Here is a 14,015-nt window from a genome sequence, read left to right as displayed (position 1 = left end):
GCGTGGGCGGCCGCGCCGTCGCTCGCGTGCTGCTGGATTCGCCGCTGCCGCAGCTGGATCGCCTCTTCGATTACGCGATCCCCGACGCGATGGACGAGGAGATCGTCCCCGGCATCCGCGTCAAGGTACCGCTGCGCACCGCCGGACGCATCGTCGATGCGTATGTCGTGGAGCGGGGCGAGGCGGTCGACCCCGACCGGCCGCTGTCGGAGATCGATGCCGTCGTCTCCTCCGTCCGAGTCCTTCCCCCGTCGCTGTACACGCTCGCCCGCCGGGTCGCAGACCGTGCCGCCGGATCAGCCTCGGACATCCTGCGACTGGTGATCCCCAAGCGCCAGGTGCGCGTCGAGAAGGCGTGGGTCGCCCGACGGGATGCCGAGGCGCAGGCGGTGTCCGGCTCGCCCGCGGATGCCGAGGCCGCGGGCGACACCGCACCCGTCGCCGGATCGGCGTCCTCCGCACCGGGCGCCGAATGGGCCCGGGCCGTGCTCGAGACGTATCCCGCGCTGACCGCAGCGCTGGACGCCGACAAACGCGTCGCGCTCGACGCCCCCGCGAGGCCGGCGCGCACCCACGCCCAATCGGGGAGTGGCGCGTGGGCCGTGCTGCTCGCGGCCGCCGCGGCGCACACCCTCGCGGGGGGACGCAGCGCCGTCGTCGTCGTGCCCGACCACCGGGACCTCGACCAGATCGAGCGAGCGCTGGAGGGACTCGTTCCGCCGCAGGACCTGGTGCGGGACGACGCGGCCCGACCGGCCGCGGATCGCTACCGCGGGTATCTGAGGATCCTCGAGCGCCGGCCCGTCGTCGTGATCGGGAATCGCTCGAGCGTCTATTCGCCCGTGCACCGCCCGGGCCTCGTCGCGGTGTGGGACGACGGAGACCCCCTGCTCGACGAACCGCTCGCCCCCTACGTGCACGCCCGCGACGCGGCGCTCGTGCGCCAGGGCCTCGACGGGGGCGCGTTGCTGCTGGCGGGCCACACGCGCACGAGCGACGTCGAACGGCTCGTGCGGATCGGCTGGGTGGGGGAGGCCGCGCCGAAGCGCAAGTACGCCCCCCGCGTCATCCTGAGCGCGACGCGCGAGGGGGAGCGTCCCGGCGCGCGCATTCCCTCGGCGGCGTTCGCCGCGGCCCGAGAGGCCCTCGAGAGCGGGCCCGTGCTGGTGCAGGTGGCGAGGCCGGGCTACGCGCCGTCGCTGGTCTGCGGCGACTGCCGGCGACCCGCCCGGTGCGTCCACTGCGCCGGCCCGCTCCACGCGCCGCGCAAGGACGCCCCGCCCGTCTGCCGGTGGTGCGGGCGCACCGCGATGGCCTGGCGATGCGCATCCTGCGACGGCACGACACTGCGGCTCGCCTCCTCCGGCAGCACCCGCACGGCCGACGAGCTCGGTCGCGCATTCCCCGGGACCCGCGTCATCGTCGCGGACGGGACCCACCCCATCCGCTCCGTCGCGGCGGCGCCCGCGCTCGTCATCGCGACGCGCGGCGCGGAACCCGAGGCGGAGGGCGGGTATCGGGCCGTGCTCCTGCTGGACGGCGAGCGGATGCTGATGGCCGAGTCGCTGCGCATCGCCGAGGACTGTCTGCGCTGGTGGTCGAACGCCGCGGCCCTCGCAGCCCCCGGCGCGCCCGTTCACCTGGTCGGCGTCGCGGGGCGGATCGCCCGGGCGCTCGCGACGTGGACGCAGCCCGCCTTCGCCGCCGCGGAGCTCGAGGAGCGAGCGCCCCTGCGGATGCCGCCGACGGCGCGTGTCGCGGCGGTCGAGGGGGAGCCCACGGCTGTGGAGAAGGCCCTGTCGGACCTGCGTGCTCACGTCCCGCTCGCCGCCGACGCCATCCTCGGCCCCGTCGACGTGCCGCCGGGGGAGCGTGAGCGGGGAGCCCCGCCGAGGGCCCGTGCGATCGTGCGGTTCGACTACGCGCACGGCGCGGACGTCGCCCGCGCGCTGCGCGCGTCCGTCGTCGCCGCCTCCGTCCGGGGTCGACGTTCGCCGCGAGGCGCGGCACCCCGCAATACACTCAGAGTGCGGGTCGACGTGCCCGATCCCGAACTGTAGGAAAGGAACGATGCGCATCGTCTTCGCGGGCACCCCCGCACCCGCCGTTCCCTCGCTGCGCGTCCTCGCGGCATCCGATCATGAGATCGCCGCCGTGGTGACGCGCCCCGACGCCCCTCTCGGCCGCAGGCGCACGCTCACCCCCTCGCCGATCGCCGTCACAGCGGAGGAGCTGGGGCTGCCCGTCGTGCGGGCCGCCTCGCTCGATGCGGACGCGGGCCGGCGCATCACGGCGCTGCGGCCCGAGCTCGGCGTCATCGTCGCCTACGGCGGCCTCGTGCGCGAACCGCTGCTGAGCGCTCCCGAACACGGCTGGATCAACCTGCACTTCTCGCTCCTGCCGCGGTGGCGGGGGGCGGCTCCCGTGCAGCACTCCCTGATCGCCGGCGACTCCCTGACGGGCGTCAGCGTCTTCCGGCTCGTCGCCGAGCTCGACGCCGGCGAGGTGCTCGGCATGCGCGAATACGCGGTGGGTCCCCGGGCCGTCGCGGGAGACGTCCTGGAGGACCTGTCGGGCCTCGGGGCGGAGCTGTTGCGGGATGTCGTCGCCGACATCGCCGACGGACGCGCGCAGGCCGTGCCGCAGGAGGGCACCCCCACCTACGCGCCGAAGCTGACGCTCGACGACGCGCGCGTGCGATGGGGCGAGGATGCCGCGGCCGTGCTGTCCCGCGTGCGGGGCACGACGCCCGAGCCGGGCGCGTTCACCACCGTCAACGGGCAGCGCCTGAAGATCCTGGGCGTGCGCGAGCACACTGCCGATGTGTCTCTGCCGCCGGGGGAGTTCGCCGCCGTCGGGCGCGAGGTGCTGGTGGGCACGGGCACGCACGCGATCGTGGTCGAGCAGGTCCAGCCCGCCGGCAAGGGCGCGATGTCGGCCGGCGACTGGTGGCGGGGCCTGCGGTTGCCCGTCCTGCGGGCCGACTCGTGAAGGTCCAGCCCTCCCGCCGGGTCGCCTTCGACGTCATCCGTGCCGTGTCGGAGTCCGACGCGTACGCCAACCTCCTGCTGCCGGCGGCGATCTCCCGCGCCGCGCTGAACACCGCCGATGCGGCCCTCGCGACGGAGCTGACCTACGGGACCCTGCGTCGACGCGGGTACTACGACGCGGTCATCGAGGTGGCGGCCTCCCGTTCCGTGGAGCGCATCGACCCGCCCGTGCTCGACGCGCTGCGGCTGAGCGCGCACCAGATCCTCTCGACGAGGGTCGCGTCGCACGCCGCCGTGAACGAGGGCGTCGAGCTCGTCCGCGCGCACGCCGGTCGAGCCGCGTCCGGGTTCGCCAACGGCGTGCTGCGGGCGATCTCCCGGGAGGACCCCGGCACATGGCGGGCCCGGGTGCTGGAGAGGGCCCGCAACAACGCCGAGCGACTCGGGCTCGACCACGCGCATCCCGCGTGGATCGTGCGGGCCCTCCGCCGGGCGCTTGCCGCAGAGGGGCGTGAAGGCGAGCTGGAAGCGCTCCTCGCCGCCGACAACGTCTCGCCGACGGTGACGATGGCGGCTCTGCCGGGGCTTGCGGACCCGCCCGAGCGGGCGCGGCGCACCGCGGTCTCTCCCGTCGGTTTCCGCGTCGGCGGCGGCGACCCCGAGCCGCTGATGACCGCGTCGAACGGCCTCCTCCGCGTGCAGGACGAGGGCTCGCAGCTGGCCGCCCTGGCGCTCTCGCGTGCGATGCCCGTGCGCGCGGGCGAGCGGTGGCTGGATCTGTGCGCGGGACCGGGCGGCAAGACGGCGCTGCTCGGCGCCGAGGCGCTGGCCGGCGGGGCGAGCCTCGAGGCGAACGAACCGGTCCCCGCCCGGGCGGGCCTCGTGCGCCGCGCGGTGGCGGGGCTGCCGACCGAGGTACCGGTATCGGAGGAGGACGGACGGGACCGCGCCGCCGCGGCGGCGGGGCTGTACGACCGCGTGCTCGTGGACGCCCCCTGCACGGGGCTCGGGGCGCTGCGCCGGCGTCCCGAGGCGCGCTGGCGCAAACAGCCCGCCGATGTCGCGGAGCTCTCTGCGCTGCAGGAGGAGCTCTTCGACGCGGGCGTGCGGGCGCTGGCGCCCGGCGGCATCCTCGCCTACGTCACGTGCTCTCCGCACCTCGCCGAGACGACCGCGATCGTCACGGAGGGGGTGCGCAGGGCGAGCGGCGCCATCGAGGCGCTCGACACCCGAGGCATCCTCGGGGGCATCTCGCGCGTGCCCCTCGACCTGGGGGACGCCCCCGCGGGTCCCGGTCCGGCGCAGCTGTGGCCGCACCGTCACGGGACCGACGCGATGTTCATCGCCCTCTTCCGGCGCGTGGCATAGTCCTCGAACCGGGACCCGGGGTCAGTCGATCAGCCGCAGCCGGTCGCCGTCCTGTGCCAGCTGCACGCGCAGCACCTCGAGCGCGGCGGGATGCGCTCGTCCCAGGGCCCGTGCGTCGATGCGGAGGTGCTCCGCCGATCCCTCCGTGAGATCGCGCAGCACGGCGAGCACGCGCTCGGAACCGCTGAACGCCAGCTCGCCGCCGAGGTGCACCAGGATGCCCTCGTGGTCGCGTTCGACACGGATGCCGGGGGCGGCGATGCTCTCGTGGGGTTCGAACACGTGCATGCCGAACTCGTGCGAGAGGCGCTCGAGGATGCGGATGCCGCGCACGCTGTTCCCGTGCGGATCCAGGCGCGGACTGAAGGTCGCGACGCCGAACTGCGAGGGCGCGACGGCGAGAAGGTCTCCGCTGACCCCGCTCTTGGCCGGCATCCCCACCCGGAGGAGCCACTCGCCCGAGAAGAGGAGCCACTCGCCCGAGAAGTCGTACATCCCGCAGCTGGCCATGACGGACACGACATCCCGTGCGACCGCCTCGCGCACGACCCGTTCTCCGGTGACGGGGTTGACGCCGCCGAAGGCGAGGGTTCCCGCCATGACGGCGAGATCGTGCACGGTGACGCGCACCGAGCACTGGCGGAAATAGGTCTCCACGACGGTGTCCACGTCGCCGTCGATCACGTCGTGCGAGCGCAGCAGATGGGCCAGCGCCCGATTGCGATGTCCGGTGTCGGACTCGCCGCGGTACACCTCCTCGTCGATGTCCAGCGGGCGCCCCGCGAAGCGGGAGAGCACCTCGAGGACCTGCGCGGACCGGGCCGCGGCGTCGCCCTCGGCCACGAGCGACGAGGTGGCGATCGCACCCGCGTTGACCATGGGGTTCGCGGGGCGACCCGTGCCCCGCTCGAGGCTGATCGCGTTGAAGGGCTCGCCGCTGGGCTCGACGCCGACGTGGCGCAGCACCTCGTCGCGCCCGAGACGCTCGAGCGCCGCCGCCAGCACGAAGGGCTTCGAGACGGATTGGATCGTGAAGAGATGCTCGGAGTCGCCGACGGCCGTGACACGGCCACGCGGTCCGACGACGGCGAACGCGAGCCGATCGGGCTCTGCGGCGGCCAGCGCGGGGATGTAGTCGGCGACGGCGCCTTCGTCGTCGGGGCGCACCTCGGCGAGCACGGAATCGAGCATGGCGCGGATGGGGTCCACGGAGCCGACCCTATCGGCTCGCGATAATGGGGGAGTGCGCCCTCTCCACGATCCGCCCGCCGCCCCCCGAATCAACCCCAGCATCCTCGCCGCCGACTTCGTCAACATGCAGGCCGAGCTCGCGCGCATCGCGGGGGCCGACTTCGTCCACGTCGACGTCATGGACAATCACTTCGTCCCGAACCTCACGTTCGGGCCGCAGATGGTCGGCCGCATCCAGGAGACCAGCCCGGTGCCCCTCGACGTCCACCTCATGATCGACGCCCCCGAGCGATGGGCGCCGGAGTACGCCGAGCTCGGCGCCGCCTCGGTGACGTTCCACCTCGAGGCCGCGGCGGATCCGGTGGCCCTGGCGCGCCGCCTGCGGGAGATCGGCGCGCGCGCCGGCGTCGCGGTCAAACCCGCGACGCCTCTCGAGAACCTCTACGACGTGCTCGACGAGTTCGATCAGATCCTCGTGATGACGGTCGAGCCCGGTTTCGGGGGGCAGTCGTTCATGCCCGAGACGATGCCCAAGCTCGCCCGGCTCGCCGACGAGGCCCGCCGGCGCGGTTCGTCAGTGTGGCTCCAGGTCGACGGCGGGATCTCGGCCTCGACGATCGAGATCGCGGCCGAAGCGGGGGCCGACACGTTCGTCGCCGGATCCGCCGTCTTCGGCGCCGCCGACCCGGACCGCGCGATCAGCGAGCTGCGCCGCTCGGCCGCACGGCACGCGCACTGATCGCTACCCTCGAGCCATGAGCGAGAGCCCTGATCCCGCGCCCCCCGCCCGCGCCACGCGGATCGCCGCCGCCGCGAAGCGCCCCGCCCGCGGGCTCATCGACGCCTACAGCGGCGAGCACGGCGTGTACGGCGTCGTGCTCGTGACGGCGCTCATCGCCGTCGCCGCCGACGAGGAGACCGACCTCGATGTCATCGCCTTCGTCGTCGGCACCACGGTCGTGTTCTGGCTGGCGCATCTCTACGCCGCCGCGGTGGCGAGCCGTTCGCCCCGGCACGGTCGGGGGGAGAGCCTCGGCGCAGCACTCCGGCACGGGGCGAAGCACTCCTCCGGGATGCTCCTGGCGATGCTCATCCCCTCGCTGCTGCTCGGTCTCGGGGCGGCGGGGATCCTCGACGAGGACACCGCATACCTGATCGCTCTCGCCAGCGGGGTCGTGCTGCTGGCGCTGATCGGCTACGCCAATGCAGCCCGCAACGGATCGCGGTGGCCGTGGCGGCTGCTCGGCATCCTCGCCACGACGAGCCTGGGGCTGGTGGTCATCGCGCTGAGCGTGCTCGCGCACTAGGGCGGATGCGCCGCTGCGAGCCGGTACCCTGGCTGGGTGAAGACTTTCGACGAGCTGTTCGCCGAACTCGCGGACAAGGCCTCCGAGCGGCCCGCGGGATCGGGAACGGTCGCGGCGCTCGACGCCGGCGTGCACGCGATCGGCAAGAAGATCGTCGAGGAAGCCGCCGAAGTGTGGATGGCCGCGGAGTACGAGTCGCAGGAGGAGGCGGCGGAGGAGATCTCCCAGCTGCTCTACCACCTGCAGGTTCTCATGCTCGCCAAGGGGCTGACCCCGGCCGACGTCTACCGACATCTCTGACCGATCCCCGGTCCGACAGCCCCGATCCGAAAGCCCCGCACCCCCATGCTGCGTATTGCCGTGCCCAACAAGGGCTCGCTCGCCGACACCGCCGCCGACATGCTGCGCGAGGCCGGTTACACCGGTCGCCGTGACAGCAAGGACCTGCACGTCATCGACCCCCAGAACGACGTCGAGTTCTTCTATCTGCGCCCCCGCGACATCGCCACGTACGTCGGCTCCGGAGCCCTCGATGTCGGCATCACGGGACGCGACCTGCTGCGCGACGTGCGCGGGCGCGCCCGCGAGATCGAGGCGCTCGGATTCGGCGACTCCACCTTCCGCTTCGCCGGGCCTCCCGGACGCTTCACCCAGCTGTCCGACCTCGAGGGCCTGCGGGTCGCCTCGGCGTACCCGGGCCTCGTGGACGGGTTCCTCGACGACCACGGCGTGGCCGTCGACCTCGTCCCGCTCGACGGCGCGGTGGAATCCGCGGTGCGCCTCGGCGTCGCGGATGCCGTGGCCGATGTCGTCTCGACCGGCACGACGCTGCGGCAGGCGGGCCTGGAGATCTTCGGCCCCGTCATCCTCGAGTCCGAGGCCGTCGTCATCCAGGGACCGCACGAGGCCGCGGGAACCGAGACGCTGCTGCGCCGCCTTCGCGGCGTGATGGTCGCACGCCGGTACGTGCTCGTCGACTACGACCTGCCCGCGGCGCTCGTCGACCGTGCGGTCGCGGTGGCCCCGGGCATCGAGTCGCCGACGATCTCCCCGCTGCGCGACCCGGAGTGGGTGGCGGTGCGGGTGATGGTCCCGCGCAAGGGCGTGAACGGCGTGATGGACGAGCTCTACGCGATCGGCGCGCGCGCGATCCTGGTCACCGCGATCCACGCTGCGAGGCTGTGAGCCCGCGATGAGCCTGGTGTGCCGCGTCATCCCGTGTCTCGACGTCAATGCCGGGCGCGTGGTCAAGGGCGTGAACTTCGAGAACCTCCGCGACATGGGCGATCCGGTCGAGCTCGCGAAGCTGTACTACGAGCAGGGCGCCGACGAGATCACGTTCCTGGACGTCACGGCGACGGTCGATGCGCGCGCCACGACGTACGAGGTGGTGACCCGCACCGCCGAGCAGGTCTTCATCCCGCTCACCGTCGGGGGAGGGGTGCGCAGCACGGCGGACGTCTCCCGCCTGCTGGCGTGCGGGGCCGACAAGATCGGGGTGAACTCCGCCGCCATCGCTCGGCCCGCGCTGCTCGACGAGATCGCCGACCGGTTCGGCGCCCAGGTGCTTGTGCTCTCGCTCGATGTGAAGAGGTCGGCGCTGACGGACTCGGGCTTCGTCGTGACCACCCACGGCGGCCGCACCGAGACGACCCTAGACGCCCTCGAGTGGGCGCGGGAGGCGACCGAGCGCGGCGCGGGCGAGCTGCTGGTCAACTCGATCGACGCCGACGGCACGAAGGAGGGCTTCGACCTCGAGCTCGTCCGTCTCATGCGCGAGGTCTCGAGCGTGCCCGTCATCGCGTCGGGGGGCGCCGGCGCCGCGTCGCACTTCGCGCCCGCCATCCGAGCGGGAGCGGACGCCGTGCTCGCGGCGAGCGTGTTCCACTCCGGTCAGCTGACCGTGGGCGACGTGAAGAACGCCATGACCGCCGAGGGGATCGAGGTGCGCGCATGAGCGCTGCGGAGTCCACGAGCGAGATCGAGGAGAAGATCGGCCGCGTCGTCTTCACCGCCGACGGTCTCGCCCCCGCCATCATCCAGCAGCACGACACCGGCGAGGTGCTCATGCTGGCGTGGATGGATGCCGAGGCCCTGCGCCGTACGCTGACGACCGGCCGGGTGACCTACTGGTCCCGCTCGCGACAGGAGTACTGGCGCAAGGGCGACACCTCGGGCAACATCCAGCTCGTGCGAGGCGCGCGGCTCGACTGCGACGGCGACGCCCTCCTGATCAGCGTCGAGCAGATCGGGCCCGCCTGCCACACGGGAACCCGCACGTGCTTCGACGCCGACGACCTCGACCCCGTGCAGGCGGCGCCCGCGTGAGGCGCGCGCGCCTGCTCGCCGTCCTCGTCACGCTCGGGGCGGGTGCCCTGCTGCTGGTCTCGTCGACGCAGACGTGGTTCGCCGTGGTGCTCCGGGACTCGCCCGATCAGGCGCTCGAGGTCGCCGGCTCGTCCGCCGTCCCCGTGCTCGCCCCGCTGGCGCTGGCCACCCTCGCGGTCGGGGCGGCGGCGTCGCTGGCCGGCCGCGTGCTGGGCACGATCTTCGGCGCGATCGACATCGCCATCGCCGCGGCCGTCACCGCGCTGGCGCTGCCCCCCGTGCTCGGCTCGTGGCAGGCGGCGATCTCGGCGACGGTGACGGAGGCGACCGGCATCGCCGGGGCGGAGGGGATCGCCGGGCTCGTCTCGTCGGTGACCCCCACGGCGTGGCCGTGGATCTCCCTCGTCTTCGCGGCGGTGCTCGCGGGGGCGGGTGTTCTCGCGCTCGTGTCGGCACGGGCGTGGACATCCTCCGGGCGGCGCTATCGCACGGATGCCGCCGCCGCCCCGCACTCGGCGGGGCCGCTGGATGCGGTCGACTCGTGGGACGAGCTCAGCCACGGCGAGGATCCCACTCGCTGACCGTTTCCGCCTGCCCCGGGGGCGCCCGGTAGACTGGTCGCCGCACCCGATCGAAGGAGTCCCATGAGCCACGACATCGCCGAGCCCGGTCACGGACACTCGCCCGCCGCCTGGACCGCCGTCGTCATCATGCTCGTGGCCGTTGCGATCGGCACGACGGCGTACTTCTTCGACCTGCCGTGGCTCGTGTGGGCCTCGGCGGGCCTGCTCGTCGTCGGCGCGATCGTCGGCTGGATCATGGCGAGGATCGGCTACGGCGTGGGCGGCGCGAAGTACACCTCGAAGGGACACTGACCGTGCTCGCCGACCTGACGGCCGGCGCAGTCGAGGACTCCCGGACGCGCGAGGCCGGGCGGCCCCTCGTCGAGGTGGAGCGCGCGGCACTGGCAGCCGCCCCGCCGCTGGATGCCCTCGCCGCGCTGGCACCGGCGGACGTCGTGCGCATCATCGCCGAGGTCAAGCGCGCGAGCCCCTCGCGCGGAGACCTCGCCGACATCCCCGATCCCGCCGCACAGGCGCGTCTGTACGAGACCGGCGGCGCATCGGCGATCAGCGTGCTGACCGAAGGACGCCGCTTCAAGGGAAGCCTCGCCGACCTCGAGGCCGTGAAGGGCGCCGTGTCGCTCCCGGTGCTCCGCAAGGACTTCATCGCCACGACGTACCAGGTCTTCGAGGCGCGCGCCGCGGGCGCCGACCTCGTGCTGCTGATCGTCGCGGCGCTCGACCAGCGCACGCTCGAGACGCTCCACGCCCTCATCCTCGAGCTTGGAATGACGCCCCTCGTCGAGGCGCACTCCGCCGAGGAGCTCGACCGGGCGGCCGCGGTCGGGGCGCGCCTGATCGGGATCAACGCCCGTGACCTGCGCACGTTCGAGCTCGACCGAGACCTCTTCGGGCGGCTGTCGGAGCGATTCCCCTCCGACGCCATCAAGGTCGCGGAATCCGCCGTCCTCTCCCCGGAGGACGTGCGCCACTATCGCAACGCCGGCGCGGACGCCGTGCTCGTGGGGGAGGCGCTCGTCACGAGCGACCCCGTCGCGACGCTGCGCCGATTCCTGGAGGTCGCCGCATGACCGGCACAACGCACGTCACCACCCCCGCGCACAGCCTTCGCGACGCACCCGGTCCGTTCTTCGGCGACTTCGGCGGCCGGTACATGCCCGAGTCGCTCATCGCCGCGATCGACGAGCTCACCGCGGTGTACGAGGACGCGATGGCCGACCCCGCCTTCATCGACGAGTTCCACGCTCTCCTGCGCTCCTACGCGGGCCGGCCCTCGCCGCTCACGGAGGTGCGGCGGTTCGCCGAGCACGCCGGGGGAGCGCGCGTCTTCCTCAAGCGCGAGGACCTCAACCACACCGGGTCGCACAAGATCAACAACGTCATCGGCCAGGCCCTCCTCACCAAGCGGCTCGGCAAGACGCGCGTGATCGCGGAGACTGGCGCGGGCCAGCACGGTGTCGCGACGGCCACCGCCGCGGCGCTGTTCGGCTTCGACTGCACCATCTACATGGGCGAGGTCGACACGCAGCGACAGGCTCTCAACGTCGCGCGCATGCGACTCCTCGGCGCGGAGGTGATCCCGGTGACCACGGGCTCGCGCACCCTCAAGGACGCGATCAACGAGGCGTACCGCGACTGGGTCGCGAGCGTCGAGACCACCAACTACATCTTCGGCACCGCCGCCGGCCCGCATCCCTTCCCCGCCATGGTGCGCGACTTCCAGAAGGTCATCGGCGAGGAGGCGCGCGGGCAGCTGCTCGAGGAGGCCGGGCGGCTCCCCGACGCCGTGCTGGCCTGCGTGGGCGGGGGATCGAACGCGATCGGCATGTTCGACGCGTTCCTCGACGACGAGGGCGTGCGGCTGTACGGCGTGGAGGCCGCCGGCGACGGCGTGGACACCCCGAAGCACGCGGCATCCATCGAGCGCGGACGCCCCGGCATCCTGCACGGCGCGAAGACCTACGTCCTGCAGGACGAGGACGGACAGACGGTGGAGTCGCACTCGATTTCGGCGGGTCTGGACTACCCGGGCGTGGGCCCGCAGCACGCGTGGCTCTCGGCGATCGGTCGCGCGGAGTACATCCCCGCGACCGACGACGAGGCGATGCAGGCGCTGCGGCTTCTCAGCCGGACCGAGGGCATCATCCCCGCCATCGAGTCGGCGCACGCCCTCGCGGGCGCACTGCGCATCGGGAAGGAGCTGGGACCCGACGCGATCATCGCGATCAACCTCTCCGGCCGCGGCGACAAGGACATGGACACCGCCGCGCGCTACTTCGAGCTCTACGACGCCGACGCGCCGACGCCCGTCATCCCCGACGAAGCGATCGAGGGCTCCGAGGCCGCTTCCGGCGAAGGGATCGAGCTGTGAGCTCGCGCGTAGAGGAGGCGATCGCGCGCGCACACGCGGAGGGCCGCGGCGCGCTGATCGGATACCTGCCGGTCGGCTTCCCGGACCTGCCGACGAGCATCGAGGCCGCCGTCGAGCTGGCCGCGAGCGGCGTGGACATCCTCGAGCTCGGCCCGCCCTACAGCGACCCCGTGATGGACGGCGTGGTCATCCAGGAGGCGACGCAGGCGGCGCTGGCGGCCGGGTTCCGCCTTCGCGACCTGTTCCCGGCGATCCGGGAGATCACCTCCCGCGTCGACATCCCCGTGCTGGTGATGTCCTACTGGAACCCGATCTGGCAGTACGGCGTCGACCGCTACGCCGACGATCTTCTGGACGCGGGCGGCGCGGGGATCATCACGCCCGACATCACCCCCGATGCCGCGGCGGAGTGGATCGACGCCAGCACGCGCACGGGCCTGGACCGCATCTTCCTGGCGGCGCCGTCGTCGACCGACGAGCGCCTGGACCTCGTGGTGAAGAACTCCACGGGGTTCGTCTACACCGTCTCGACGATGGGCATCACGGGGGAGCGGGCAGAACTGGATGCCGCCGCGCGCACGCTCGTCGCGCGGCTGCGCGCACGCGGAGCGGCGCACGCGTGCGTCGGCATCGGCATCTCGACGCCCGACCAGGTGGCCGGGGTGCTCGAGTACGCCGACGGCGCCATCGTGGGAACCGCTCTCGTCCGCGCGCTCCGCGACGGCGGGATCGAGGGCCTCGGCGAGGTCGCCCGCGCCCTGTCCGCGGGCACGACGAAGGCTACCTCCGCGCGCTAGCGTTCACCCGTCCTCGTTCGGCTCGGGCACGAGCGTCGAGACGCCGGAAGGCACTGCCGATAGAATCTCCGTCATGCTGTCTTCCGCGCTCGACATCTTCGCGAGCATCCCGAGCCCCTCGATCAGCTATGTCGATCTGGGGCCGTTGCGCATCCATTTCTACGCGCTCTGCATCATCACGGGCATCATCGTCGCGACGCTGCTGACCAACCATCGCCTCACCAGGCGCGGTGCGGAGCCGTGGGTGGTCCTGGACATCGGCCTGCCCGCCGTCGTCCTCGCGATCATCGGCGCGCGCATCTACCACGTAGTCACGCACCCCGGCTTCTACTTCGGCGAGGGCACCAACATCTGGGCGGTGTTCTTCATCTGGGAGGGCGGCATCGCGATCTACGGCGCCCTCATGGGCGGCGCGGTCGGAGCGTGGCTGGGGTGCCGCTGGACGGGCATCCGGTTCTGGACCTTCGCCGACGCCCTGGCTCCCGGAATCCTGCTCGCCCAGGCGATCGGCCGCTTCGGCAACTGGTTCAACCAGGAGCTCTTCGGCCTGCCCACCGACCTTCCGTGGGGTCTCGAGATCGATCCAGGCAACGCCGCGATCCCCGCGGGCCTGCCTGAGGGCACCCTCTTCCACCCCACGTTCCTCTACGAGGTGATCTGGAACGTCGCCGGCGTCTGCGTGCTGCTGTGGGTCGGCGCGCGCCTGGGCCTGCAGTGGGGCCGCCTGTTCGGCCTCTACCTCGTCTGGTACAGCGCAGGTCGCATCGTGTGGGAGTCGATCCGCATCGACCCGAGCGAGATCTTCTTCGGCATCCGCACGAACGTGTGGGCCGCGGTCGCGGGGGTCCTGCTCGGGCTCGCCATCATGATCGTCCAGAAGCGCCGTCACCCGGGCCTCGAGCCGAGCCCCTACGTTCCCGGCCGCGAGCGGCCCGGAACGGCGGCTGCGGTACAATCGGAGGACATCACGGAGTTCGTGGACGTGAGCGAACCGCCCGCGAATGAACTCGACAGCGGAGCAGAAGCCACAAGCTCAGCCGCCACCAAATGAGCATCCGGGCCGACGGCGTCCCATCTAG

General features: G+C 72.7%; 16 protein-coding genes. 15 read left to right on the top strand and 1 reads right to left on the bottom strand.

From position 1 onward, the window contains the following. Positions 1 to 2: 2 nt before the first annotated feature. The 3 genes from ACIGCK_RS07550 to ACIGCK_RS07540 are packed head-to-tail and all read left to right on the top strand — an operon-like array spanning position 3 to position 4,358. The gene (locus ACIGCK_RS07550; protein WP_396665060.1) at positions 3 to 2,060 is read left to right on the top strand and encodes a primosomal protein N'; all 2,058 of its coding nucleotides are present in this window, start codon (positions 3 to 5) and stop codon (positions 2,058 to 2,060) included. A 10-nt stretch (positions 2,061 to 2,070) separates the two neighbouring features. Next, positions 2,071 to 2,991 (top strand): methionyl-tRNA formyltransferase, encoded by a 921-nt coding sequence (gene fmt / locus ACIGCK_RS07545; protein WP_396665058.1) that lies wholly within the window; start codon positions 2,071 to 2,073, stop codon positions 2,989 to 2,991. Next, entirely contained in the window at positions 2,988 to 4,358 is a 1,371-nt protein-coding gene (locus ACIGCK_RS07540) for an RsmB/NOP family class I SAM-dependent RNA methyltransferase (RefSeq protein WP_396665056.1), read from the top strand. The genes fmt and ACIGCK_RS07540 overlap by 4 nt, the downstream gene beginning before the upstream one ends. Before the next feature lie 21 nt (positions 4,359 to 4,379). On the opposite strand, the gene glsA is transcribed toward ACIGCK_RS07540, so the two are convergent. After that, the gene (glsA, locus tag ACIGCK_RS07535; RefSeq protein ID WP_396665055.1) at positions 4,380 to 5,567 is read right to left on the bottom strand and encodes a glutaminase A; all 1,188 of its coding nucleotides are present in this window, start codon (positions 5,565 to 5,567) and stop codon (positions 4,380 to 4,382) included. A 34-nt stretch (positions 5,568 to 5,601) separates the two neighbouring features. Between glsA and rpe the strand changes: the two genes are divergently transcribed. The 12 genes from rpe to lgt all read left to right on the top strand — a co-directional run bounded on the left by rpe (position 5,602) and on the right by lgt (position 13,987). After that, positions 5,602 to 6,288 (top strand): ribulose-phosphate 3-epimerase, encoded by a 687-nt coding sequence (gene rpe, locus ACIGCK_RS07530; protein WP_396665053.1) that lies wholly within the window; start codon positions 5,602 to 5,604, stop codon positions 6,286 to 6,288. A 16-nt stretch (positions 6,289 to 6,304) separates the two neighbouring features. Then, positions 6,305 to 6,856: a hypothetical protein gene (locus tag ACIGCK_RS07525; RefSeq protein ID WP_396665051.1), complete on the top strand. Its 552-nt coding sequence runs from the start codon at positions 6,305 to 6,307 to the stop codon at positions 6,854 to 6,856. Positions 6,857 to 6,892: 36 nt separating this feature from the next. Then, a complete protein-coding gene (locus tag ACIGCK_RS07520; RefSeq protein WP_330171912.1) occupies positions 6,893 to 7,156 on the top strand; it encodes a phosphoribosyl-ATP diphosphatase in 264 nt (87 codons plus the stop codon). Positions 7,157 to 7,201: 45 nt separating this feature from the next. Next, positions 7,202 to 8,041, top strand: coding sequence for an ATP phosphoribosyltransferase (gene hisG / locus ACIGCK_RS07515; protein ID WP_330171913.1), 840 nt, complete (start codon positions 7,202 to 7,204; stop codon positions 8,039 to 8,041). 7 nt (positions 8,042 to 8,048) lie between these two features. Beyond that, positions 8,049 to 8,813: an imidazole glycerol phosphate synthase subunit HisF gene (gene hisF, locus ACIGCK_RS07510; protein ID WP_330171914.1), complete on the top strand. Its 765-nt coding sequence runs from the start codon at positions 8,049 to 8,051 to the stop codon at positions 8,811 to 8,813. Further along, on the top strand, positions 8,810 to 9,184 hold the full coding sequence (gene hisI, locus ACIGCK_RS07505; protein ID WP_330171915.1) for a phosphoribosyl-AMP cyclohydrolase: 375 nt from the start codon (positions 8,810 to 8,812) through the stop codon (positions 9,182 to 9,184). The genes hisF and hisI overlap by 4 nt, the downstream gene beginning before the upstream one ends. Next, positions 9,181 to 9,765 (top strand): Trp biosynthesis-associated membrane protein, encoded by a 585-nt coding sequence (locus ACIGCK_RS07500; RefSeq protein WP_396665048.1) that lies wholly within the window; start codon positions 9,181 to 9,183, stop codon positions 9,763 to 9,765. The genes hisI and ACIGCK_RS07500 overlap by 4 nt, the downstream gene beginning before the upstream one ends. A 63-nt stretch (positions 9,766 to 9,828) precedes the next feature. Next, positions 9,829 to 10,059 (top strand): DUF6704 family protein, encoded by a 231-nt coding sequence (locus ACIGCK_RS07495; RefSeq protein WP_396665046.1) that lies wholly within the window; start codon positions 9,829 to 9,831, stop codon positions 10,057 to 10,059. Positions 10,060 to 10,061: 2 nt separating this feature from the next. Beyond that, positions 10,062 to 10,838, top strand: a complete 777-nt coding sequence (trpC, locus tag ACIGCK_RS07490) for an indole-3-glycerol phosphate synthase TrpC (protein ID WP_330171918.1) — start codon at positions 10,062 to 10,064, stop codon at positions 10,836 to 10,838. Then, a complete protein-coding gene (trpB, locus tag ACIGCK_RS07485; protein WP_396665044.1) occupies positions 10,835 to 12,139 on the top strand; it encodes a tryptophan synthase subunit beta in 1,305 nt (434 codons plus the stop codon). Before trpC ends, trpB begins: the two co-directional genes overlap by 4 nt. Beyond that, the gene (gene trpA / locus ACIGCK_RS07480) at positions 12,136 to 12,936 is read left to right on the top strand and encodes a tryptophan synthase subunit alpha (RefSeq protein ID WP_396665042.1); all 801 of its coding nucleotides are present in this window, start codon (positions 12,136 to 12,138) and stop codon (positions 12,934 to 12,936) included. The genes trpB and trpA overlap by 4 nt, the downstream gene beginning before the upstream one ends. Positions 12,937 to 13,009: 73 nt before the next feature. Beyond that, entirely contained in the window at positions 13,010 to 13,987 is a 978-nt protein-coding gene (lgt, locus tag ACIGCK_RS07475; protein WP_396665040.1) for a prolipoprotein diacylglyceryl transferase, read from the top strand. Positions 13,988 to 14,015: the final 28 nt, after the last annotated feature.

The organism is Microbacterium sp. NPDC078428 (genome assembly GCF_044542535.1).
GTDB lineage: Bacteria > Actinomycetota > Actinomycetes > Actinomycetales > Microbacteriaceae > Microbacterium > Microbacterium limosum.
The sequence above is the reverse complement of the archived record's forward strand: the minus strand, read 5'-3'. Positions and strand labels throughout refer to the sequence as shown.